Annotated in this window: 18 protein-coding genes; 6 read left to right on the top strand and 12 right to left on the bottom strand. The window is 60.3% G+C overall.

Annotated elements, in window-relative coordinates; genetic code table 11:
• Positions 1 to 258 precede the first annotated feature (258 nt).
• Positions 259 to 1,752: a sigma-54-dependent transcriptional regulator gene (locus tag V1T76_RS02790; RefSeq protein ID WP_330559086.1), complete on the bottom strand. Its 1,494-nt coding sequence runs from the start codon at positions 1,750 to 1,752 to the stop codon at positions 259 to 261.
• A gap of 215 nt (positions 1,753 to 1,967) precedes the next feature.
• The gene (locus V1T76_RS02785; protein ID WP_330559085.1) at positions 1,968 to 2,678 is read right to left on the bottom strand and encodes a hypothetical protein; all 711 of its coding nucleotides are present in this window, start codon (positions 2,676 to 2,678) and stop codon (positions 1,968 to 1,970) included.
• Between the two features lie 447 nt (positions 2,679 to 3,125).
• On the opposite strand from V1T76_RS02785, the gene V1T76_RS02780 reads away from it, so the two are divergent.
• Positions 3,126 to 4,694: an EAL domain-containing protein gene (locus V1T76_RS02780; protein WP_330559084.1), complete on the top strand. Its 1,569-nt coding sequence runs from the start codon at positions 3,126 to 3,128 to the stop codon at positions 4,692 to 4,694.
• Between the two features lie 404 nt (positions 4,695 to 5,098).
• On the opposite strand, the gene V1T76_RS02775 is transcribed toward V1T76_RS02780, so the two are convergent.
• From V1T76_RS02775 to ileS, 5 genes are all read right to left on the bottom strand, one after another.
• Positions 5,099 to 6,427 carry a M16 family metallopeptidase gene (locus V1T76_RS02775; RefSeq protein ID WP_330559083.1) on the bottom strand — a complete coding sequence of 443 codons (1,329 nt, stop codon included), beginning with the start codon at positions 6,425 to 6,427 and terminating at the stop codon, positions 5,099 to 5,101.
• 2 nt (positions 6,428 to 6,429) lie between these two features.
• Positions 6,430 to 7,830, bottom strand: coding sequence for a M16 family metallopeptidase (locus V1T76_RS02770; protein WP_442970081.1), 1,401 nt, complete (start codon positions 7,828 to 7,830; stop codon positions 6,430 to 6,432).
• 268 nt (positions 7,831 to 8,098) lie between these two features.
• Positions 8,099 to 8,770, bottom strand: a complete 672-nt coding sequence (locus tag V1T76_RS02765; protein WP_330559081.1) for a hypothetical protein — start codon at positions 8,768 to 8,770, stop codon at positions 8,099 to 8,101.
• A 114-nt stretch (positions 8,771 to 8,884) separates the two neighbouring features.
• Positions 8,885 to 9,418 carry a signal peptidase II gene (lspA, locus tag V1T76_RS02760; RefSeq protein ID WP_330559080.1) on the bottom strand — a complete coding sequence of 178 codons (534 nt, stop codon included), beginning with the start codon at positions 9,416 to 9,418 and terminating at the stop codon, positions 8,885 to 8,887.
• Between the two features lie 21 nt (positions 9,419 to 9,439).
• A complete protein-coding gene (gene ileS / locus V1T76_RS02755) occupies positions 9,440 to 12,400 on the bottom strand; it encodes an isoleucine--tRNA ligase (protein WP_330559079.1) in 2,961 nt (986 codons plus the stop codon).
• Positions 12,401 to 12,755: 355 nt separating this feature from the next.
• Between ileS and V1T76_RS02750 the strand changes: the two genes are divergently transcribed.
• Positions 12,756 to 14,063, top strand: coding sequence for a glycosyltransferase family 87 protein (locus tag V1T76_RS02750; RefSeq protein ID WP_330559078.1), 1,308 nt, complete (start codon positions 12,756 to 12,758; stop codon positions 14,061 to 14,063).
• Here the strand turns inward: V1T76_RS02750 and V1T76_RS02745 are convergent.
• The 3 genes from V1T76_RS02745 to V1T76_RS02735 form a co-directional block, all read right to left on the bottom strand.
• Positions 14,055 to 14,990, bottom strand: coding sequence for a DMT family transporter (locus V1T76_RS02745; RefSeq protein ID WP_330559077.1), 936 nt, complete (start codon positions 14,988 to 14,990; stop codon positions 14,055 to 14,057). The two genes, V1T76_RS02750 and V1T76_RS02745, sit on opposite strands and share 9 nt — an antisense overlap.
• Before the next feature lie 244 nt (positions 14,991 to 15,234).
• Entirely contained in the window at positions 15,235 to 16,233 is a 999-nt protein-coding gene (locus tag V1T76_RS02740; protein WP_330559076.1) for a bifunctional riboflavin kinase/FAD synthetase, read from the bottom strand.
• Between the two features lie 192 nt (positions 16,234 to 16,425).
• The gene (locus V1T76_RS02735; RefSeq protein WP_442970073.1) at positions 16,426 to 16,872 is read right to left on the bottom strand and encodes a MaoC family dehydratase; all 447 of its coding nucleotides are present in this window, start codon (positions 16,870 to 16,872) and stop codon (positions 16,426 to 16,428) included.
• 250 nt (positions 16,873 to 17,122) lie between these two features.
• Here V1T76_RS02735 and V1T76_RS02730 point away from each other — a divergent pair, with 250 nt between their 5' ends.
• Positions 17,123 to 17,506 (top strand): response regulator, encoded by a 384-nt coding sequence (locus tag V1T76_RS02730; protein WP_006935666.1) that lies wholly within the window; start codon positions 17,123 to 17,125, stop codon positions 17,504 to 17,506.
• 199 nt (positions 17,507 to 17,705) lie between these two features.
• Positions 17,706 to 18,371: a protein phosphatase CheZ gene (locus tag V1T76_RS02725; RefSeq protein WP_330559075.1), complete on the top strand. Its 666-nt coding sequence runs from the start codon at positions 17,706 to 17,708 to the stop codon at positions 18,369 to 18,371.
• A gap of 133 nt (positions 18,372 to 18,504) precedes the next feature.
• Here V1T76_RS02725 and V1T76_RS02720 read toward each other — a convergent pair whose 3' ends face one another.
• Entirely contained in the window at positions 18,505 to 19,380 is an 876-nt protein-coding gene (locus V1T76_RS02720; protein WP_330559074.1) for a TIGR01459 family HAD-type hydrolase, read from the bottom strand.
• Positions 19,381 to 19,494: 114 nt separating this feature from the next.
• Here V1T76_RS02720 and mutL point away from each other — a divergent pair, with 114 nt between their 5' ends.
• Positions 19,495 to 21,384, top strand: coding sequence for a DNA mismatch repair endonuclease MutL (gene mutL, locus V1T76_RS02715; RefSeq protein ID WP_330559073.1), 1,890 nt, complete (start codon positions 19,495 to 19,497; stop codon positions 21,382 to 21,384).
• Between the two features lie 63 nt (positions 21,385 to 21,447).
• Positions 21,448 to 22,320 (top strand): alpha/beta hydrolase, encoded by an 873-nt coding sequence (locus V1T76_RS02710; protein WP_330559072.1) that lies wholly within the window; start codon positions 21,448 to 21,450, stop codon positions 22,318 to 22,320.
• 189 nt (positions 22,321 to 22,509) lie between these two features.
• Here V1T76_RS02710 and V1T76_RS02705 read toward each other — a convergent pair whose 3' ends face one another.
• Complete coding sequence (locus V1T76_RS02705; RefSeq protein ID WP_330559071.1) at positions 22,510 to 23,694, bottom strand: porin; 1,185 nt, start codon at positions 23,692 to 23,694, stop codon at positions 22,510 to 22,512.
• Between the last annotated feature and the right edge of the window lie 121 nt (positions 23,695 to 23,815).

Genomic DNA, 23,815 nt, shown 5'->3' with positions numbered 1-23,815 from the left:
AGCCCCGCAGACATTCCGGTTGTGATTACAGCAGCGGACAGCATCCGCCTCAAAGCACGACTTCCCACCAGCATCATCCGTATCCCCGCACGCCTTTAAATCTTGTCGTTATCAGCGATTTTTGCCGATATAAACCGACTTGTCTGATTAAACAAGGCAATGTGCGCAGTGCGGTAAACGCCGGATTTCGCTGTGCTCAACACGTTATCCGCGAAACAAGAAAACCGGATTGCAGTTAAGCGGCGCTGCAGATGGCCCTCACATGCTGCGGGCCATCCAGGACTGACGCTTGCGGTAGATCGTTGACGGGCTGATCTCAAGAGCGGCGGCCGCCATCGCAATGTTGCCGTCAAAGGCGTCAAGAGCGTCTTCGATGATACGCCGCTCCTGGGCCCACAGCGGTTCGATGGTTCCGAACGGACGGCTTGGCGGCGGCGCGGCGCGTGAGCGTTCACGCGACAGGTCGATCAGGGTGCCCGGCCGGCTGCTCTGGTCGCGAATGACCAGTGGCAGCATGTCATAGGTGACCGCGGCTCCATCGTTCATCACCACGATCTGCCGGATGGTGTTCTCAAGCTGGCGCACGTTGCCCGGCCAGGGATAGGAGATGATCCGCGCTTCTGCGTCGGCATCGAAACCCCTGAAACCGCGCCGCTCTTCCGCCGAATAGCGCTCCAGGAAGGTTTCGGCGAGCGGCAGGATGTCGTCGCGGCGCTCTCTGAGCGGCGGCAGGTGGATCGGCAGGACGTGCAGACGGTAGTAGAGATCTTCACGGAAGCGGCCGGCGGATATTTCCTGAACCGGGTTCCGATTGGTGGCGCAGATGATGCGCGCGTCCACCTTGCGGGTGTGTGTGTCGCCAAGGCGCTGGAAGGTTCCCGTCTGCAGGAAGCGCAACAGCTTGCTCTGCAGGAGGAGATCCATCTCGCCGATTTCGTCCAGGAACAGCGTTCCGCCATTGGCCTGCTCGGCCGCGCCTTCGCGGTTGTCCGTGGCTCCGGTAAAGGCGCCGCGCACATATCCGAAAATTTCGCTTTCGATCAGATCCCGCGGAATGGCAGCGCAGTTCAACGTCACGAAGCGGTTGGTGCGCCGTTCGGAAAGATCATGCACCGCAGCGGCGCACAGTTCCTTGCCCGTTCCGGATTCGCCCGTAATGAAGACCGGGGCCTGCGACGGTGCCATGCGCGTAATCTGGTCGTGAATGTCGCGCATCTGGGCGGAGGTGCCCACAAGCCGGTTCATTCCGGACGTTTCGGTTCTGACCGGAGCGATCCGGACAGGAGGCGCGGAAAATTCCGGGATTGAAGCAGCAGGCAGCACGGCCTGCGGCGCTGCGGAAGCTGCCGGCTGCGTGGGCCTGCGCTGTTTCAACTGGAAGGAGATCTTGGAGGCAAGCGCATCAAGCGAAAACGGCTTGGTCAGGAAATCATGCGCACCGGCGCGCATCGCACTGACAGCCCTGGAGACCGAGCCCTTGGCAGAGACCGCGATGATGACCGCCTTGGGGCACCGAACCGCGTAGGCTTCCAGAGCTTCATCACCGCCGATGGTTTCCAGATCAATGATCAGGATGTCGGTGGTCTTGTCCGCAAGGTCCTGCAGGCAGGAAGAGGATTCCGTGTACAGGATGGGGTCCGCACAGGCATGAGACAGCTTGGCGCAAACCGCAGATGTGCGGGCGGCCTCGGAGGCCGTTGCGTCAAGTACGCGTACTATAACAGGCAGCTCTTTGCCCTCATTACTCCCCATTGCTGGGTAACTCCCATCGCTGGATACGGGTCAATCGAGTATCGAAAGATTCGTCAATTTGATAATTCTCCGAACAGGGTAAACAAAGCGTTGTCAGAACGCGCAAATTGCAGTGAATCTCCGGCTTCGGCACAGAAAAGGGCCGAAATCAGCAAAATAATCCACTGAAGGCGGGGTATTTGCAGGGAGGTGGGAAATCGCAGGCCCCTAGAGGCCTAAAGAACCGCCAGAAGGTATCCGGCCAGAAAACTCGCCAGGCAGAGGGCGAACACCAGCCGTGGGGCAACGGGATTAGCCACGGCAGCCTGCAGTCTGCTGACGAACCCTGAAGAAGGCATCCGGTTTCGGGCTGGCGGCCCGGCAAGCAAGGGGGGCAGAGGCGATCGAGGTATGTCATACCCGCGACCCGTGACCGGCACGTCTTGCGTTGCAGGGCGTTGAGGCGCTATCGCCTCCTGTATCGGGTGTCTCCGGTCGAGATCGATGTCAGTCTCGTCTTTGGTGGCAAGAGCTGCGGAACAATCCGGTAATGCCCCGGGATGTGAGGGAAGGAACTCCGGTGCGTAGCTGCCTTTTGGAATGGAGATCCGGACAGGATCCTCGGCCCCGGAACCGGCATAATATTTTTCGAGCCTGCGCCGAAGGCGGGCGGCCTCGACACGAACGATCGGGTCCGTCACCGGATTGAAGTCTTCCGGCCGTCCGAGCGCTTCGACGGCAATCGTGTAGCCTTTGATCTTTTCCTGTTGCCTGTTCAGCGTGGCATTGACGACAAAGCCCAGGAAGGCTCGCAGTTGGGGCGCTGACTGGAATTCTGGGCTGTTCAGAGTGTTGATGAGGGCTATTTGTATCTGTTCCTCGCACGGAACCGCGTCAGAGGCAGATTTCGGGTCGACCGCTTCGCCGGTCTCGAGAGCAAGAGGCATACCCGGCGCGGGTCGATCCCTGGCAGGCTGGTCTATCTTCGCATCCGGCGCATTTCCAGGCCGTGCCCGATATGTCGTTTGTTCGGCTGCATGCATATCAGCCCCCTGCAAGATCTATTAACTGATCCGTCGTGAAAAGTTCCCTTACGTAAATTTAGACGAAGTGACCCCGATTGCAATGGTCAAAGAGTGAAACCAGCAGAACCGCAGGGGGCTGGCGGTAGTGAGTCGGTTCGTCTACACCGAACGCAGCGGCAAGTGCGAAAACGCCCAAATAACGTGACGCATCAACCATAGTCGGGGACAAGTCACCGATTCCAGACCGCAAAGCGGTTGTAGATTCGGCCATGCATGGTTCTTAAGGCATGATTAACCAGTAACTTTTGATTCGCGTTGGAACTTTCGAATACCATGGGGCGGACAGGGACCATATTTGTAGCTATTTGCATGGCCGTGATCGCGCTGTCGTCCGCGACAGTCCTGATCTTCCAGTTCGGACGGCCGTTTGGCGAAGCTGTATCCCTGTCGCTTGCGCTCATGTGCACGATGATCCTGATCCATCTGCTGATCGGGCGGGCACGCGACCGAGGCGCCGTCAGCGAGGCGGTCGACCGTCTGGAAGAACGCATGGCGGATCTGGACGAGGATGTCGGCAATCTGGAAGGCAGGCTCACGGGCATGGAACACACCATGCCGCGCCGGACCCGCGCCGAAATCGATCCTTTGTTTGCCGAAGTCGAGGTTCTGGGTACCTTGGTCAAACAGATGGCTGAGGCCATGTCGGATCTGGAGGCGAGGGTGGAGGACCAGCAGGCCATCGCCCCACCGCCGCAGATGCCCAGCCTGCCGCGCTACCAGCAGCCTCAGCAACCTTATCAGGGCGAAAGCCGGCCTTCTTCTTCCTATCAGGCTCCGCAGAACTGGCCTCCGGTGCAGCAGCCGCAGGCTCCGCAGCGCCAGCAGCAGGCCTCGGCACCCTCTTATTCTCAGGCGCCTGATGCCGGCGTCCAGGCCCCTTATGCTCCTGCGGCTGCGCCCGGGCGGGACATGGATGACTTCGACCGCCGCTACGGCGTGCAGACACCGCGTCTCGGCGACAGGCCCGGTCATAGTTATGCCGGTGAGCAGCCGGTCCATCACGAACAGGATTATGCGTTTGATCTGCCGGCGGAGCCGGAGCAGCGTCTTCCGGAACGCGCTGCCATGCCGGCGGAAAAGCCGAAGCCGAACATGGCTATGCGCGAACTGATCACCTCGGCCCTCAACGCCAATCGGGTGGAACTGCACCTGCAGCCTATCGTGACGTTGCCGCAGCGCCAGGTGAAATACTATGAAGCCTTCACCCGCCTGCGCGACCATGGCGGCAATCTGATCGAAGCGTCAGCCTTTCTGCCGGAAGCGGTGCTATCCGGTCAGATCGCGCGGATCGACAATCTGCTGCTGTTCCGCTCCATTCAGGTGGTCCGCCGCCTGACGTCGCGCAACCGCAACGCCATTCTGTTCTGCAATATCTCGACGCAGTCGCTTGTCGATGACACCTTCTTCCCGGGCTTCCTGGAGTTCGTGAAGGCCAACCAGGATCTGGCGGACGTACTGGTGTTCGAATTCTCCCAGGACGATGTCGCCCAGATGGGTGCGCTGGAGCTGGAAAGCCTTAGCTCGCTGTTCGAGGCCGGGTTCCGCTTCTCCGTCGATCAGATCGTCGATATGAAGATGGACTTCAATTCGCTGGCCGGTCGCGGGTTCAAATACGGCAAGTTGCACGCCGATTACCTCATCGGCCGCCGCGAAGCCAAGCATGGGCACATTCATCCGTCCGACTTCGGTGATCTGCTGCACCGCTACGGCATGCAGTTGATCACCGACCACGTCGAGACAGAGTCCCAGGTGCTGGAACTGCTCGACTATGACGTCAAGCTTGCCCAGGGCAATCTGTTCTCACCGCCGCGCCCGGTGCGCGCTGAAGTGCTCCAGGGCGCACCGGCGCCCGGCCCAAGACGGTCTGCCGCAGGCTGAACCACTCGTCGGCTCCCTGTCGAAAATCGAAAACCTATCCAGGACCTACAAACGTTCTACCAACTGACGTGACTGGTTTCTGACGCCAGCGGTGCAACACGTATGGAGCGGGCAAAATACGGCCCTGACATCAGTGTTGTTCCGCTGCAGGTCTCCCCACCCTCGGTGTCGCCCGGGACAAGCGCAGCGCAGATCCGTAGCCCACTCTCAGCTCACCTTGCCAAAGCGATTGTCCCTGGATCGCAATAGTGCCTTGGTATAACGCTGAAGGCGCTGAAAGCCCTCACACGACGCCGGCAGGAACGGATCTTGCATCCAACCTAAGCTGACGCCCGGAATACGAAAAACGCCCCGGTTTGAGCCGGAGCGTTTGTCATTGCCGTGTGATTGCAGGAGGGGAGGCGTTATCCCTGTTTGGGGCCAACGGTCACAACCGTGGGCGACTTGTCCGCCAGAAGGCGCTTGGCAACCCTTTTGACGTCGTCCAGTGTCACGGCCTCGATCTCGCTGTTGCGGCGGTCGAAATAGTCGATCCCCAGCCCGGCGTCCTGCAGCGCGACCAACTGACGGGCGATCTTTCCCGAGCTGTCGAAGCGCAAAGGATAAGAGCCGGTCAGATACTGTTTGGCGGATTGCAGTTCGTCTTCACTGGGGCCGGTTTCGGCCATCCGCCGGATCTGTTCCAGCATGATCTTCACCGTTTCGTCTGCCCGGTCTGCCTTGGTTGCGGCGTTGCCGATCAGAAGACCCGTGTGCGCATAGGGAGAAAGAGACGTGCCGGCACCATAGGAAAGGCCGCGTTTTTCCCGTACTTCCTCATACATCCAGGAGGTGAAGGTGCCTCCGCCCAGAATGTGGTTCATCACGAAGGCAGCCTGATAATCCGGATCGTTGCGGGTCAGCCCCGGCAGACCAAGCAGGATTGTCGTTTGCGGAACGGCCAGTTGCTGGTTCACCTCTGTCCCGAAGTCCGGTTCGAAGTCTTCGATCTTGGTGAGCTGGCCTTCCTCCGGCAGCGGAGCGAACACCTTGTCGAGAACGCCTGCGAGAGTGTCCGCATCAATTGCGCCGACAACGCCGATGATCAGTCCCTTGCGGGCAAGAAGCTTGCCCTTCTGGCTTTCAAGATCGGCGGCAGACAGACCGCTCAAGGTCTCGGCGGTGCCGATCGTCGGCCGGGCGTAGGGATGATCGCCGAACATGGCTTTGGCGAGGGACCTGCCGGCGATCGCGTCCGGGTCGCTTTCATTGCGTCTTGCGCTTTGTGAAAGCTGGTCTTTCATGCGCTCGACCGGCGCTTCGTCGAAGCGCGGCTCGTTGACGGCCAGGGCCAGAAGGTCACTTGCCTCTTCAAGGGTCGGCGTCAACGTGCGCAAGCTGCCGTAGAACCGGTCCTTGCCGGTGCTGAAGTTGATGCTGACGGCCAGTTCTTCCAGTTTGGACTGAAAGGTCTCGGAATCCATTTCGCCGGCGCCTTCGTCAAGCGTGGCGGCGAGCAGGCGCGTCAGGCCTTCCTTGCCGGCCGGGTCCTGGGCGGAGCCGCCGTCGAAGGAAAAATCAAGGGCGATGATGGGCACCGTATGGTCTTCCACCAGCCAGGCCGTGATGCCTTTCGGGCTGGTGACTTCCTGGATTTCGACAGCCTGCGCCAGCCTCATCAGGCCAAGCAGCGCAACGAAAGACAGGGCGAGTGCGGAAATGGGGCGGCGCAATGAAAATAGAGTTTGTGCCATGATCAGGACTTGTCCTTCATCTGGGGCGCGTCGGTTAGGGCGGCGTCAGGCACGACCGGCGGTTCCATGCGCAACTCGCCGGTCACAGGCATGCCGGAGAGATAGGTGCGCGCAGCATCAACAACGTCCTCGGCCGTGACGGCCTGCACCTGCGAAGGCCAGGTCTGGACATCCTCGACCGTTTGTCCGGTGGTCAGGGCGCCGCCAAACAGACGCGCCAGTCCGGACTGGCTGTCCTGGGCATAGATCGCGCTGGAAATCATGCTGTTCCGGGCCCGTTCGACTTCGTCTTCGGTAACGCCCGTTTCGATCAGCTTGTGAAGCTCGGCCTCGATCAGGCGCTCCATGTCCTCCAGCGTGTAGCCTGGCCGCGGAACGGCGTAAACGCCGAAGCGGCCATCATCCAGAGCGCTGCCCTGGTAATAGGCGCCCGCACTCAAGGCGACTTCCTGATCGAGAACCAGAGCTTTGTGCAGGCGGCTGGAAGGCCCTTCTCCGAGGATATAGGACAGGATGTCGAGTGCCTCGGGGGTGCGGCCCTTGCCGGTGGTCTGGCTCGGCACGATCCATGTCTGCGACAGGGACTCCTGACGCACGCGCGGGTCGGAAACGGCTATGCGCCTTTCTCCGGCAAGCGGCGGTTCGGCCGGGCGGACGCGTTCGCCGGGTTCGGCGCGGCGCGCAACCTTGCCGTAGGTTTCCTCGGCCAGCTTGCGAACGGTATCCACGTCCACATCACCGGCGATCACCACAACGGCGTTGTTGGGCGTATAGAAACGGTCGTAGAACGCTATCGCCGCTTCCTTGTTGAGCGCTTCGATTTCGCTCTGCCAGCCGATGACGGGAGAACCGTAGGGGTGGTTGACGAAGGTGATGGAATTGAGGGCTTCCTGCAGCCGCGAACCGGGTTCGCTGTCGACCCGCATGCGCCGTTCTTCCAGAACCACGTCGCGTTCCGGCGTCACCACCTCGTCGGTAAGGACCAGATTTTCCATGCGGTCGGCTTCCAGCGCCATCATCAGCGGCAGGTGCTGCTTGGCGACCTTCTGGAAATAGGCGGTGTAGTCCGTGCTGGTAAAGGCGTTTTCCTGGCCGCCGCGATCGGCAACCATCTTGGAGAATTCCCCGTTGGGATGGTCATGCGTGCCCTTGAACATCAAATGTTCGAGAAAATGCGCAACACCCGACTGGCCTTCCGGTTCGTCGGCGGAGCCGACCTTGTACCAGATCATGTGGGTGACCACCGGTGCGCGGCGGTCCGGAATGACCACCACCTGCAAGCCGTTGTCCAGTGTGAAGCTTTCCAGGTTCGGCGCAATCGTCAGATTGCCGGTGGCTGCCGGGGCGGCAAAGGCGGTTGCCGGAACGAGTGCCGTTCCACCGGCAAGCAGGAGCGCAGGCACCAGCACCAGGCCGATGGAACGCTTCAACCGCCGCACGGGGGACGTCGTGGTGATTTTCGAGGGGGATGGGTTCACATGCAACTCCCGTTCTTTGTCTTTCAGTCAGCATGCGCTTCAACAAGGGCAGGGAAAAGCGCAAGGCCGGACAATTTCAAGGTGGCCAACAAAAAAGACCTCCGGACCTACCCTCCATATAGGAGGTGCTGTCCGGAGGTCCCGTTACATTTTTGTCATTTGACGCGTGACCGAAGGCCAGCTCAACGATCGATCAATTACAGAAGGTCTGATCGCCTTCCAGGCAACGCGGATCGAGCGGTTTGGAATCGTACTCGTCGTAATTGGTCGGCTTGCGCTTTTTCTTCACGACTTCCGGCATCGGTGCATCCGGCGACGGCGTGCTGTAGCCTGTGGGCGGGTCGGTCAGATAGCGGCGTGCGGACAGGCCGTTCTGCTCGATGCCGGCCTGCTGGGACCGCAACTGCTGCAGACGCTCCCATTCGGCCTTCTGCTCCGCGCGGGTCAGCTTGCCGCCCTCGGTAACCTCGTTGAAACGGCGCTCCGCTTCCAGATCGCGGGTCTGGCCGGTCACACCGGTGATCTTGAAGCCGCGCATCTGTTCCGGCGTCAGTTTTTCGCTGTTCATGCTGCCGGCCTTGCCGGAACTTGCATAAATCTGCTTCAGCTCGCTCAGCTCTTCGCTCTCGCGCTGTTTGGGCCAGTTCTGATCGTTCACACCGGCGACATTGGTCTCCGGTTCAGGCAGGCTGGTCGGCTCTGCCGGCATGGCAAGCGGTGCACGGGGCTTGTATTCGATCTGCTTTTCGTTCGGATTGACGGCGCCAAGGCCCTTCATCACCGAATCGACAAGGGCGACATCCGGTGCCTGGCTCGTGCCATCCGCCGCCTGGCACGCGGCCAAACCGGCCAGAAGCACCAGCACTGCAGAATTCTTTACAAACCCAACTAACGTCCGCACTGCGCAGACCCCTCGATTTCTCATAAAAAACAGCCGGCAGCACTCCGCCCGCGATCAGTCGTTGTCCAGCCTAAACCACTATTTTGCGGCTGAATTAGGACCATTTCGAAAACTGTCATACAGGAGACCGGCGACGCCCGCAACGATCCACACATCCGCCAGGTTGAACACGTACCAGGAGAACGTGCCGACGTGGAAGTGGACGAAATCGACCACGGCGCCAAAGGCCAGTCTGTCGATGCCGTTGCCGATTGCCCCGCCGATGACGAGTGCCAGCGCAAGCGCCACCAGGCGTGACTGGCACCGCGCCGACCAGACCCACAGGCCAATGGTGACCGCAATCGTCACGCCGGCCAGGAGCCAGCGGCCCAGATCGCTGTTCTGCTGGAACAGGCCATAGGAAATGCCGCGGTTCCACACCAGCACGATCTCCAGAAACGGCAGAAGATCGACCGGTCCGTTGCGGGCAAGATCGAAGCCGTAGAGCAGCCAGAGCTTGCTGCCCTGATCGATAGCAACGCCGACCAGCACGATCAGCAGCACGAAGCTGCTGAAACGGCCCCAGACAAGGGGCCGTTTCGTTTCTTTGGAAGATGGTTCCTGCGATGTCATCGTGACGGGAAACCCTGCCGCTTAAGACGCGGCATGGGCTGCGTCCCATTCACGCAGGGCAGCGGCGTCACGCAGGGTCACGTCCGGATACTCCGGATCGGAGCCGACTTCCGGCAGCACTTTCCAGGAACGCGCGCATTTGGTGCCCTCGGCAAGACCCGGCACAACGGCAACACCCTTGGTGTCGCTGAGCGTGAAGGCTCCCTCCGGTGCCGGTTCGCTGCTGAGCGTCAACTGGCTGGTGATGGCGATGTCTGCCATGTCCTTGCCCTGAAGCGCTTCCATCAGCTCCGGGTCGGTCACATGCACGACCGGGTGCGCTTCCAGCGACGAACCGATCCGCTTTTCACGGCGTTCGATTTCAAGCGCACCGGTGATCACGCGGCGTACCGTCTTGATCTTCGCCCATTTGGCCGCCAGCGCATCGTCGCGCCATTCGGCGGGCACGTCCGGAAACTGCTGCAGGTGAACGCAGGTGTCCTCGCCGTAGCGGGACGTCCAGCTTTCATCCATGGTGAAGGGCATCATCGGTGCCAGCCAGGTGACCAGGCAATCGAACAGCTTGTCGATCACGAAGAGAGAGGCCTTGCGGCGCACGGACGAAGCCGCGTCGCAATAAAGCGCATCCTTTCGGATGTCGAAATAGAAGGCCGACAGTTCCACCGTCATGAAGGTGAACAGCTGGTGGAAGACCTTCTTGTAGTCGAACTCCCAGTAGGCTTCGCGGATCATCTTGTCGAGCTCGGAGAGCCTGTGCAGCATCAGCCGCTCCAGCTCAGGCATATCGGCCAGCGCAACTTCTTCCCCGGTGGCATGGGCAAGCGACCCCAGCATCCAGCGCAGTGTGTTGCGCAGCTTGCGGTAGCTGTCGACGCTGGTCTTGATGATCTCCGGTCCGAGGCGCTGGTCTTCCCAATAGTCGGTGGAAGCCACCCACAGGCGCAGGATGTCGGCGCCATATTGCTTGATGACATCCTGTGGGAACACCTGGTTCCCGAGCGACTTCGACATCTTGCGGCCGTCTTCGGCCATGGTGAAACCGTGTGTCAGAACGGCGTCATAGGGCGCATGACCGCGCGTGCCGCAGCTTTCCAGAAGCGAGGAATGGAACCAGCCACGATGCTGGTCGGAGCCTTCCAGATAAAGGACGTAATCCTCGCCGCCGTCGGTCTTGCGCTTGGGTGCAAGGTCTTCACGCTCTTCGAGCACGAAGGCATGGGTGGAGCCACTGTCGAACCAGACATCCAGAATGTCGGTGACCATGTCCCACTCGTCGGCCTTGTAGTCGTTGCCCAGGAAACGCTCCCTGGCACCGTCTGCAAACCAGGCGTCGGCCCCCTCCGAAACAAAGGCATCGTAGATGCGCTTGTTGACGGCTTCGTCCTTCAGGACTTCCGAAGTGTCCTTGTGAATGAACACGGTGATCGGAACGCCCCAGGCGCGTTGGCGCGAGAGCACCCAGTCCGGCCGGTTTTCGATCATAGACCGCAGACGCTTCTGGCCGGCACCCGGCACGAAGCGCGTCTCGTCGATGGCGGACAGCGCGCGTGTGCGCAGCGTGTCGCCTTCGCCGGAAAGCTGCTTGTCCATATAGACAAACCACTGCGGCGTGTTGCGGAAGATCACCGGTTTCTTGGAACGCCAGGAATGCGGATAGGAATGCTTGAGCCGACCGAGACCGATCAGGTTGCCGCTTTCCTTCAGCTTCTCGATAACGGCCTTGTTGGCCTTGCCCTTTTCGCCCTTGTGCGTGATGACCTCGCAACCTTCGAAGCCCGGGGCTTCCTTGGTGTAGAAGCCGTCATCGGCAACGGTGAACGGGATGGCGGTGTTGATGCCGCGCGCTTCCAGGTCGGCCCGGTTGGTCATCCAGATTTCAAAGTCGTCCGTACCGTGGCCCGGCGCGGTATGGACGAAGCCCGTACCCGCATCGTCGGTGACATGGTCGCCGTCCAGCAGCGGCACGTCGAAATCGTATCCGCCGAGGTCGAGACCGGCCAGCGGATGGGCACAGGTCAGCGTTGCCAGCTCGTCGTTGCTGACGGACCGCACGCGGGTGAAATCGGTGATGCGCGCATTCTTGAACACTTCGCCGGCCAGCGCATCGGCCAGGAGCAGCTTGTCGCCCTTCTGGACCCAGTTGTCGTCCGGCAGCCCGTCCTGCGTGACCTCGTAAAGGCTGTAATCGATGCGCGAGGAATAGCTGATGGCGCGGTTGCCCGGGATGGTCCAGGGCGTGGTCGTCCAGATGACTACGGCAGCGTCCAGGAGTTCCTCGACGGCTGCTTCATCGCGTCCGCCGGCGCTTTCGATCGGGAATTTCACCCAGATCATGTCGGACTGGTAGTCCTGATACTCGATCTCGGCTTCGGCAAGCGCCGTCTTTTCGACAACCGACCACATCACCGGTTTGGAACCGCGATAAAGCTGGCCGGACGTGGCGAACTTCATCAGTTCCCGCGCGATGATGGCTTCACTCTCGAAGCGCATCGTCAGGTAGGGATTGTCCCAGTCGCCCTCGATGCCGAGGCGCTTGAATTCCTTGCGTTGAACGTCGATCCAGTGCTCGGCGAATTCGCGGCACTCGCGGCGGAATTCGTTGATCGGCACCTCGTCCTTGTTCTTGCCCTTGGCGCGGTACTGTTCCTCGATCTTCCATTCGATCGGCAAGCCGTGGCAGTCCCAGCCCGGCACGTAGTTGCTCTCGTATCCGGTCATCTGCATGGACCGGGTGACGATGTCTTTCAGCGTCTTGTTGAGCGCGTGGCCGATGTGGATGTTGCCATTGGCATAGGGAGGCCCGTCATGCAGCACGAACTTCTTGCGGCCCTTGCCCTGTTCGCGCAGCTTTTTATAGACGTCCATCTGTTCCCAGCGGGCCAGGATTTCCGGCTCCTTCTTGGGAAGTCCGGCGCGCATCGGGAATTCGGTCTGCGGCAGGTTCAGCGTTTCGGAATAGTCGCGTTTATCTGTCTCGGTCATCGTCACGTCGATCCGGTCGTTCGGGCCCTGGGCCCGCGTCATTTGTCAGGATGATTGCCGTCCCGTTTTCGGGCAGCAACATGAAATCAGGAAGTCCCGGTCCCTGGCGCCGCATTGCCGCGTCAGCCGAAGGCCGGGCAAGTAATTCGCGTAATCGCGGTCGTCGGTCTGGCGACGACTATGAGAGCCGTGTGTTGCATGGCAAGGGACATAGCAGCACTTCGGCGATGAATAAAGATATTCCGGCAAATCCTGTGTTGTTTGTCTTCGCTCCAGGCGCAGGACGTTCTGAAATCGGCTTCGGGTAACCGAATATGAATGTCTTTGCGCCAAGTATGGGCCCGGATTGGGACGGGTGAGCGACGGACAGACGGGCAAGATGGCCAATGAAGCGAAACAGATGGCGATGGGATCGCCGGAAGCGGGAGGACACGCAAGCCTCTGGTCCCGCGGGGTCGTGACCGGTGACTGGCTGAGCTGGGACAGGATAGGTTTTGCCTGTCTGTGTTCGGCCATCGGGTTTACGCTCGGTCTCGTTTGGATGCTGGTTCTGCCCAACAGTTTCGGTGCCCCCAACGGCACCCTGCTGATGGACTACCTGAGCTTCTGGCTCGCGGGTGGCCAGGCCCTCAACGGCACGCCGGAGGTGGCTTACAGTCCCGCGGCGTTTTCCGCGCTCCAGCAGCAGGTCACCGGGTCGGATACCGTCTTCGGCTTCTTCTATCCGCCAACCTTCCAGATGCTGCAGATGTCACTTGCGCTTCTGCCTTACAAGATTGCGTTTGCCGCCTTTATCGGGATCACGACGGGGCTTCTGTGCCTTGCTTGCCGCCTGATTGCAGGCAATTGGCTGCTGGCTGCCTGTCTGATCCTTATTCCGGCCTGCGCCAACAATGCCTTTCACGGGCAGAACGCGGCTCTCACAGCAGCGCTTTACGGGTTCTTTCTTGTCGGGATCGAACGGCGGCAAATGGTCTGGGCCGGTGTTGCGCTGGGCCTGCTGACCATCAAGCCGCAATTGGGCATCCTGATACCGCTGGCCCTGATTGCCAGCTTCAACTGGCGCAGTTTCCTCAGCGCCTCCGTCACAACGCTGGTGTTCGCCGCTCTCAGCGTCGCGGTGCTCGGCTTTGGTGTCTGGCAGGCGTTCTGGGTGCAGGCACCGGTGGCCTCCGCCATGATGGAACTGGGCGGCGTGGAATGGGTCAAGATGATCTCGGTCTATGGCGCGGGCAGGGTGCTCGGGCTCGGTCATCTTCCGGCGATGATGCTTCAGAGCGCCTTTGCCCTTGCCGCTGCCGCCTGCGTGTGGCGGGTGTGGCGCCGGACGGAGGCCATGGCCGTGCGGGCGCCGGTTCTCGTCGGCGGTACCCTGCTGGTCACGCCCTTTGCCCTTTCCTACGACCTGACGCTGATCATCATTCCCTGCGCTTTCCTGATCCGCGAGGGGCTCAGAAACGGTTTTCTTCCCTATGAGAAATTCGCGCTTTTCATCGTCATTGCCCTGTCGGCATCCACCAGTCCGTTTGCGATCTGGCTGGGTCTGCCGATTGCGCCTGTCTTGCCGGTGATGCTTGTCTGGCTCGGCCTGCGCAGGCTGCAATCGGTTGCCGCCAGTGCCGAACAAAGCCGCATCGATGGCGCTGTTGCCGGGTCACTTTGAAGCCATCTGCCTCAGCTTGCGCTCCCGGTGGGTGATATAGAGCCCGCTCATGATGATAAGCGCAATCCCGAGCCAGGTCGGCCCGTCCGGGAAGTTGGAAAACACCAGATAGCCGAACAGGGTCGCGCTGACGATTTCGATATACTGCAATGGAGCCAGAAGGCTGGCATTGCCGCGTTGAAAAGCCGAAACGACGAGGCCGTGGCCCGCAAAGGATATCAGGCCAATCAAGGCCAGCAGACCTGTCTGGGGCGAGTCCGGCATGATGAACTCCATGCCTTCGATTCCGGTCAGATATCCGATCAAGAGCCCGATTCCGAGCAGCAGCGATCCGGACAGGCCGGCGCTGAACTGGATGGTCAGCAGATCGTCGCGAACGGGATAGAGCCTGTTGAGCAGCAGGTAGAAGGAAAACAGAACGGCGGTTGCGACCGGCAGCAGGCTGACAAGGCCGATTTCGGCCAATGTCGGCCGCAGCACGATGATGGCGCCCAACAGACCGACAAGGATGGCTCCAATTCGGCGCGGGCCGACCTGTTCCTTCAAGAGCACGGCCGCCAGGATGGTGAGGACCATCGGTTCCACGAAGAAGATGGAAATCGCGGTCGCCACCGACATGTATTTCACTGCGGTGAAGAAACAGAGCGATGCCGTGCCCAGCAGGATACCGCGCAGGTAATTCACGACCGGCTGCTTGCCCTTCAGGTGCATGAGGCGGCCGGTGACCAGTGCAATGACAAGGCTGATCAGAAGCTGAAAGAAAAAGCGGCCGAAGGTGATTTCAATCGGTGGAAGCTCCGCGGACAGATATTTGGCGGTAATATCCATCACCGGCAGCAGCAGCATGGCCGAGGTCATCAGAAAAATCGCTGTCAGCGGATTCTGCTCGACATCCCCGGCCTGTGACGAACTGGACTGACGCTTCATCGTGCTGCAACCTCCGGAGCGTCTTCACTGCTGAAACCGCGCAAACAGGAATTTCGCCGCCCTTCCGGCGATCAGGCGACCGCTTTGGACATGGACCGGCAACAGGCAAAGGCCGGGCATGACCCCTTGCGTCTCTTGCCGCAAGAATGATTGCCGGTCCGTCTCCCTTGTGAAGTCGAACACCGTCCGGGGCAAGCCGGGAAACGGGCGAACCGTCAGAAACGGAAAAATATTTGCCGGTGGCTCAAGCGGAAAGGTCGAGAAGCTTCATGTCGAGTTCGGACAGCGGCTGAACCGACCCCAGTGCGGCGCGGGCTTCTTCGCTGTCCCTGTCCATCTGGGCGATCAAGGCCTCGACCGTATCGAACTTCTCCTCGCCGCGCAGGTAGGACACCAGGTGGACGCGCAGCGTCTTGCCGTAGAGATCACCCTTGAAATCGAACAGGAACACTTCAAACAGGGCTGCGCCATTGTCGAAGGTCGGGCGGCGGCCGTAACTGGCAACGCCATCGTGCCAGGTGTCATCGACACGGACCTTGACCGCATAGATGCCCTGTTTCAACGGGCAGGCCTCGGAAAGGCTCATATTGGCTGTCGGGTAGCCGAGATCGCGGCCCCGCTTGTCTCCATGGCGCACGTCCGCCTCGAAGAACCAGCGGTAACCCAGAAGGCCGTTTGCCTGGGCAATATCCCCCCGCGACAGGCTTTCGCGAATCCGGGTGGAGGAAATGACCTCGGCGCCTTCATCTTCCTGCTGCTGCACGATTGTGACGCCGAAACCGTGATTGGCACCGGCTGACCGCAGATAGTCCGGCGTGCCCTGCCGGGCCCGTCCGAAGTGGAAGTCATATCCGGTGACCGCATGGGAGATGCCGAGCGTATCGATCAGGATATCCTGAACGAAGGCGTTGGCTTCGACGCCCGCGAACTCCTTGGTGAACGGCAGGATGAGCGCGCCGTCAAGCCCGCACAGGCGCAAAAGGTCGAGTTTCTGCTGTGGCGGTGTCAGACGGAAGACGGGTTGGGACGGGTTGAAGACCGTCCGCGGGTGCGGTTCGAAGCTCATCGCATAGACAGGATGATGTGTCCCGTGACCGAGACCGAGAGCCGCATTCAGAACAGCGCGGTGCCCCCTGTGAACGCCATCGAAGTTGCCAATGGCCACGATGCCGCCTTTCAGGTTTGCCGGAAAGGCATCCAGACTTTCGATGACCGGAAAGCTGGAAGGATCTTTGGAGCTCATGCGGCAAACCTTCGCGCAAGGATGACGGCAGAACGGAGCGAAACATCGGCCCGTTTGCAGGAACACGCCGACAAGACCCCTGAGGCGGTCCTGCCAACTTTGGCGTGGAACCTGCCGTCAAGCAAAGCAAAGGTCAAGATGGGGATGTATTGATGATCAGGTCCACACCCGGACCTTTGCAGGTGCTGCCCGTCAGAGGCCCGATTGATCCTCGTCCCGGCCGGGAACCTTCACCAGCGCTTCCCCTTCAAGAACCACGTTGCCGTCGACGCTGCAAATGCACGACAGCCGGGCGCGATTGCCGCGCTCCATCAGTTCCTCGACGGTGACCGTCACCTTGACGTCGTCGCCGATCCTGACCGGGGCCTTGAAATTGAGCGTCTGCGACAGATAGATCGCGCCGGGGCCGGGCAGCCGGGTTCCGAGCACGGCTGAAATCAGGCTGGCCGTATAAAGGCCATGGGCGATTCTGGTCTTGAAAGGGGTGCGGGCGGCGAAGTGTTCGGACAGGTGTATGGGGTTCCGATCGCCGGATACTTCCGCAAAGCCGACTACGTCCGAAGAACTAACATGCTTTACAAGTTCTTCACTCATACCCACCGAAAGATCTTCGAAGCAGAGTTTTTGCAGTTCCAACATTACGGTTCCCGCCCTCATTTGTCTTGATTTGAAGTAGGCGGACGCTAGGCGGTGCAAGGTTTTCTGGCAATTGTGCTTTGGGCGAAGAAAAAAACGTCTGCTATTAACGGTCTTTTCAGGGGCAGCCGGTAGATTGCGTGGAGTGTGGGGAGGTGAGGACACAATAATGTGTCGCTCTCCTTCGAAGTCATAACGCGTTTCCACCGGCCCACGGCCAGGGGCCGCGCAAATTGACAGTATGGAGTAGACAATGGCCCTTGATCTTCAGATGCCGGTCCTCGTGGTCGATGACTACAAAACGATGATTCGCATCATTCGGAACCTGCTCAAGCAACTTGGTTTCGAAGACATCGACGATGCTGCGGACGGCACCGAAGCTTTGGAAAAAATGAAACAGCGCCGCTATGGCCTGGTGATTTCCGACTGGAATATGGAGCCGATGACAGGTTACGAGCTGCTGAAGCAGGTTCGTGCCGACGGCAGCCTCAGCAAGACGCCTTTCATCATGGTGACTGCTGAATCCAAGACGGAAAACGTTATCGCCGCCAAGAAAGCCGGCGTGAACAACTACATCGTGAAGCCCTTCAATGCGCAGACATTGAAAGGCAAGATCGAGGCGGTCTTCTCCGACTAATTTCTTGCACCTGGCGGAGGTCAGCCCTGCGGCAAACCTCCGCCAGTGCCAGACGGATGCACATGATCGGCGCGGTCTTGCTGGGCAGGCAGGCCGGGTCTGATTTGGTGCACCCGAAAAGTAATAGCGGTTCCAGAGCATTTCGGATCTGCGCTTCGGAGGATGCTTTCAAATGGAAAGGCTCGACCTAGTGGCTAGTATGAAACAAGAAAACATTGCCCGAGTCATAGACTTCCTTCAGGAAAACAAGAGCAGACAAGGCGAAGTTTCCCTTACGGATGTGATGCATCTTGCAGAGGTCATGTCAGGTTCGATGCATGATTTCCTGTCGACGGTCCAACCGGCCGTCACTGAGGAACTGACTGCAATCGCCAAGGAAATCCGTCGCATGAAGGAGGAAATCTCCCAATTGCGCGCAAACGACATGACAGGCAGCAAGATCCCGGACGCCGGACGGGAGCTGGATGCCATTGTGGAAGCGACGGAAGCCGCCACAAACACCATCATGGAAGCGGCTGAAGAGATCATGGGAGCTGATGCCAGCGACCACGATGCTTACCAGGAACTGGTCAGCAACAAGATGATCAGCATCTTCGAGGCCTGCACCTTCCAGGACATTACCGGCCAGAGAATTTCCAAGGTGGTCGAAACGCTGCGTTACATCGACGAGCGTGTCACCTCCTTCATTGAGCAACTGCGCATTCCCGAAGATCTGGATGCGGCCCTGGTTGAAACCGAATCGGAGCGCCGCAAGCGCGAGCTGATCCTTCATGGTCCGCAGCATTCCGGCGAAGGCGTCTCTCAGGACGATATCGATGCGCTGCTGGGTGGTGCCCAGGCAGACATCGACAAGCTGTTCGACTAATCAGGTTTAAAGACAGAGTTTTAAAAGGCTCCCGCTTCGGGAGCCTTTTTCATGTCTGAAGCGCATTTCTTACCGAGAACAAACGGCATCCGCTTGTTCGCCATGCACTTTTTTCCGAATGCCTGCCGGCGGCTTACCACCAGAGGCGAGGCAGGGCGGCGCGCGCGCGCAGACCTTCTTCGGCAAGGCGGCGGCGGATCAGATGCTCGTCCGGTGCGTCACTCGGGCCGAAGTCGGAAGCATGAATGCCGGCGGTGATGAACAGGACGTCGAGATCCTGAGACACCGCACCGCGGATGTCTGTCGGCAGGCCGTCGCCAATCGCCAGAACATCTTCCCTGGCGATGTCTTCACCAGCGAGCTTTGCAAGACGCTCCATCGCCGCATCATAGATCGGCGCATGCGGCTTTCCGAGAATGGATACCTGGCCGCCCAGGTCTTCATAAAGGCGTGCCAGTGCACCGGCGCACCAGATCAGGCGATCGCCTCGTTCAACGACGATGTCGGGATTGGCGCAGATCATCGGCAGGCCGCGTTCGGCCAGCTTCTGCAACCGCTCGCGATAATCGTCCGGGGTTTCGACCTCATCGTTCACCAATCCGGTGCAACTGATGCCTTCCGCTTCCTCGTCATTCGTCGTGAAGGTGGCTTCAAGCCCGTGATACAGCGGCTGGTCCCGGTTCGGGCCGATATGCAGCAGTGTCTTCTTGCCCTGAGCCACCAGAATGTCTCGGGTCACGTCGCCGGAGGTGACGATGTCGTCATAGGTGCCTTCCGGAACGCCGAGACCGGCCAGCATCTCGCCGACCTGCTTGGCCGGGCGTGGTGCATTAGTGATCAGCACCACCTTGCCGCCGGCTTCCTCGCGGAAGGCCTTGAGGGCTTTGTGCGCGCCTTCAAAAGCAGATACACCGTTGTGCAGCACGCCCCACACGTCACACAGGATGCCCTTGTAGGACGGGGCGAGGGTGCGGAGCCCCTCAACAAGAAGCGGTGCAGAAACTGTCATGGCGGGTCACTCGGATCTGGGTAGGTCTGATAAGCTTTGCTCAAGAATCGACGCAAACTCGGCGCGGACCATATAGGAACATGGCGCAGTGCGAAACCGAGTAGAGGGAGTTTCATGAAGGTCAGGCAACTTGGCGAACAGGTGATCAACCAGATTGCAGCCGGCGAGGTGATCGAACGACCCGCCAGCGTCATCAAGGAGTTGGTTGAGAACGCTGTCGACGCCGGGGCGAAGCAGGTCGAGATTGTTACCGCCGCAGGTGGCAAGACCCTCATGCGCGTTGGCGACGATGGCGAAGGCATGCGCCGGGAGGATCTGCAGCTTGCCATCCGCCGTCATTGCACCTCCAAGATTTCAGACGACGACCTCTTTGATATCCGCACACTCGGGTTTCGCGGTGAAGCGCTGCCGTCTATCGGCTCTGTCGCCCGGCTGGCGATCCAGACCCGCCACAAGGACGAAGACCATGCCTGGGCGATCGCCGTCGAAGGCGGGCGGGAACAGCCGCTCGTGCCGGCGGCCCGCACGAAAGGCACCCAGGTCGAGGTGCGCGATCTCTTCTTCGCGACACCTGCCCGGTTGAAATTCCTGAAATCCGACCGCGCGGAAGCGGCCGCCATCACCGAAATCGTCAAGCGGATCGCGCTTGCCTATCCGGAGATTGGCTTTTCTCTCGGCGGTGCCGACCGGCAGTCCCAGAGCTGGCCTGCCGCGCGCGGCAGCGAACCGCATCTGGCGCGGATCGCACAGATTCTCGGCCAGGATTTTGTCGACAATGCCATGGAAATTGACGCCGGCCGCGAAGGGGTCCGTCTCACCGGTTTTGCAGGCCTGCCGACACACCATCGCGGCAATGCGCAGAACCAGTTCTTTTTCGTCAATGGCCGTCCGGTAAAGGACAAGCTGCTGCTGTCCGGTCTACGCGGGGCCTATGCGGACGTCCTTGCCCGCGACCGGCATCCGGTTGTGGTTCTGTTCATCGATCTCGATCCGACGTTGGTGGATGTCAACGTGCATCCGGCAAAGGCCGATGTGCGTTTCCGGGACAGCCAGCTCGTGCGCGGGCTTCTGGTCGGTGCCATCAAGCACGCACTGGTCCAGTCGGGCCACCGGTCTTCGACCTCGAACGCTGCCGTGGCGCTGGATGCCATTAGGGCGCAGTCAGCCGGGTTCGCGCAGCCAGGTCCCACGCCGTCCGCCCCGGCTGGTTCCGGCGGCTATGGCGGCTCCTACGCGCGCACATCCGCCGCACCGCATTGGGCGCCGGACGCTTTCAGTCCGCTTCAAATGGAAAGCACGCCGGCAACAGGCTTTGCCGAAGCCCCGCAACCTGCCTTCGAACGGCAGAACGGCTTTGCCGACTTTGCCAGGCCTTCAGCAGATGCCCGCGCGAATGACGTTCCGGTCGAGACTGAAAAGACCCGCCTGCCGCTGGGGGCCGCCCGCGCGCAGGTTCACGAGACCTACATCATCGCCCAGACCGAGGACGGTGTCGTCATCGTCGACCAGCATGCGGCGCACGAACGGCTCGTCTACGAACGACTGAAGGAAGCGCTGGCCAGGAAGGATGTTGCCCGCCAGATCCTGCTGATCCCCGAAATCGTCGAACTGCCGGAAGAAGACGCCATCCGGCTCGCCGATCGCGCGGAAGATCTTGAAAAGGTCGGCCTGTCGCTGGAGGCCTTCGGGCCCGGGGCCATCGCCGTGCGTGAAACACCGGCAATCCTGGGTGACATGGACATCCAGGGCATGGTCCGCAATCTGGCCGACGAACTTGCCGAATGGGACACGGCCGAAGGCCTGAAGGAAAAGCTGGACCATGTTGCCGCGACCATGGCCTGCCACGGCTCCGTGCGGGCGGGCAGGCGCATGCGTCCGGAAGAAATGGACGCGCTTTTGCGCGACATGGAAGCAACCCCGCTTTCCGGACAGTGCAATCACGGCCGACCAACCTGGGTGGAGCTGAAACTCGGCGATATCGAAAAGCTGTTCGGCCGCAAATAACCCGCCAATCTGATCGGCCTCTCGTTGCGCAGCGTAGACATCGGAGCGATGGGAGACAGTCATATGACGCAAACCGGCTCCGGCAGTGCGGAAGAGACGAGAACCAGCACCGGCAGGTCAGGGCGCGCGTTCTGGAAAGCTCTCTTGCGGGTATCCGTCATTGTCGGCATCGCTTACGCCATGGCTGCCGGTTACATGTATATCAATCAGCGCAGTTTCATCTTCATTCCAACCGGTGAGCTAAGCACTCCGGAGGACAAGGGTCTGGCAGGTGTCACCGTTGAAACGGTGCCGATGTCCGACGGCACGCAGGTGACTGTCTGGCGGGCGGAGCCCGCGGCCCGCGGTGCTCCAACGGTGCTCTATTTTCACGGCAACTCGGCCAATGTGTCGGCGCGCTGGAAGCGGTTCAAGCAGATCCTCGACAGTGGCTTCGGTCTTTATGCGCCCAGTTACCGGGGATATGCCGGCAGTCAGGGTAGTCCGTCGGAAGACGCGCTGATTTCGGACGGTCTGGAACACTTCGACCGTATGGCGGCGTCGGGAACGCCGGTCGTCGTCCATGGAGAGAGCCTTGGCTCGGGCATCGCGGCGGCAGTGGCGGCGGAGCGTCCGCAAACGGACCTGGTTGTGCTGGAAGCCCCCTATACGGCCCTGATAGACATGGCCGCCGATCGCTATCCCTGGCTACCGGTGGACCTGTTGATGAAGGATCCGATGCCGACCCGGGATCGCGTTGGCAAGATCGCAGCCTCTGTCCTGATCGTACACGGGACGGAAGACCGGGTCATTCCGGTCGAGCACGGCAGGCGCCTTTTTGAATATGCGAAGCCCCCCAAGCAGCTTGTGATCGTTGAAGGGGGCGGTCACAGCACTCTGTGGTCAAACGGACTGTGGGACACCGTTCTCTCTGCCTGGGCGCAGCGGCAGGAATGAAAGTGCCGGAAATGTAAGCGCCAATGCCCTGAAAGCAGAAAACCCCGGGCAAGGCTCCGGGGTTTTGTTTGTTTGGGAGCGTGTCACGTTTGACCGGAAAAGTCCTGCATCGCCTTTAGTGTTGAAATCTCTGATTTCAGGCAGCTGAAAGCGATTCCGATAAAATGCGACTTGCTCTCGTTCCGGCCGTTAGAACGTCCGTTGCAGACGGAAAGTGCCATAGAGCTCATAAGTATCGTCCAGGCCGGAAGAGCGGCTGTAGTCGATATTGCGATACTGGATTTCCGGGCCCATCAGGAAGCCGGAGACAGGTTCCCAGACCGCATTGGCCGTTGCATCCCATTGGGTGAAGTCGTAGGCGCTGGTGCCGCCGTCGACATCATGGTAGCCGCCTTCGACATTCACCTGCACGGTGTCGGTGACACCAAGCGTCACGCCGCCGAAGATGTTCAGTGTCTTGGTGGTTTCGGTGCTGGTGCCGTTCCACACCGCGTCGGTGATGCGGCTGTTCCAGCCGGTGGAACCATAGCCGCTGGCACCATCGGTGTAGACGGCCTGCAGGGAAACGGCGCCGCCTTTTGCCAGTCCGCCGAACTTGACTTCGACACCGCCGCCGACGGCCCAACCGAGTTCGTCTTCCGTCCGGCCTGCAAGGCCGTTATAGGTGGCATCCGGATAGACCTGATGCAGGGCACCCATGATCTGCGCCTGGCCCCAGCCCTGGCTCACGCCGAGAGCGGCAACGAAGTCGGGAGCACGTGTTCCGCCATAACCTTGGTTGGTGCCGTTGATCGCGATGTTTTCCTCACGGCCGGAGCGGTCTTCAAGAGCGAGCGTTGCGCTGAAGCCGTTACCGAAAGCGAAGGTGTAAGCGAGCTGGTTCAGCTTGCGGTCCGAATAGCTTTCGATCTGGGCGTCGAAGGCATAGCCGGTGAAGAAGTCGAAGTTCGATCCGTTGTGACCGGCCAGAAGGCCGCCCCACTGGATATACGCCTTGTCCAGTGTTGTTGCATTCGAGCCGTTGGTCAGCGTGACATAGGATTCGATATAGGCGCGCAGGGTGCCGAATTCGGTTGCGGTGCGCGCATCAAGGTAGAGATACCCGCGCGAGCGCCACTGGTAGCCGTCGGTGTCCCGGTCGCCCCAGGCATTTTCCGCTTTGCCGAAGTTGCGAACGCGGATTTCGGTCCGGACACGACTTCCGACGCGCAGGCAGGTTTCGGTGCCTGGAATGTAATAGAAGCGCGCGCCGTAGGCGTCACAGATCCGGACGTAGTCGACGGGTTCCGGAGCAACCGGCAGATCCGCGGAAAGAGCCGGACCTGCGGCGGCAATGAGCCCGGCGAGTGCCCCGAGAACAGTATTTCGAGTCATGTGATACTCCGATGAAGTGCGGAAATGCCCCTGCGAACAATATGCTGTTCCTAGAAGACACTTTCATTTTCGCGAAGTAACGAATACTGGCCTTGCGCATGTTTGGCGGCCGTTGTTGCTT

Origin of the sequence: Roseibium sp. FZY0029 (assembly GCF_036350355.1) — a bacterium.
Lineage (GTDB): Bacteria > Pseudomonadota > Alphaproteobacteria > Rhizobiales > Stappiaceae > Roseibium.
This window is presented reverse-complemented; position numbering and strand designations above follow the sequence as displayed.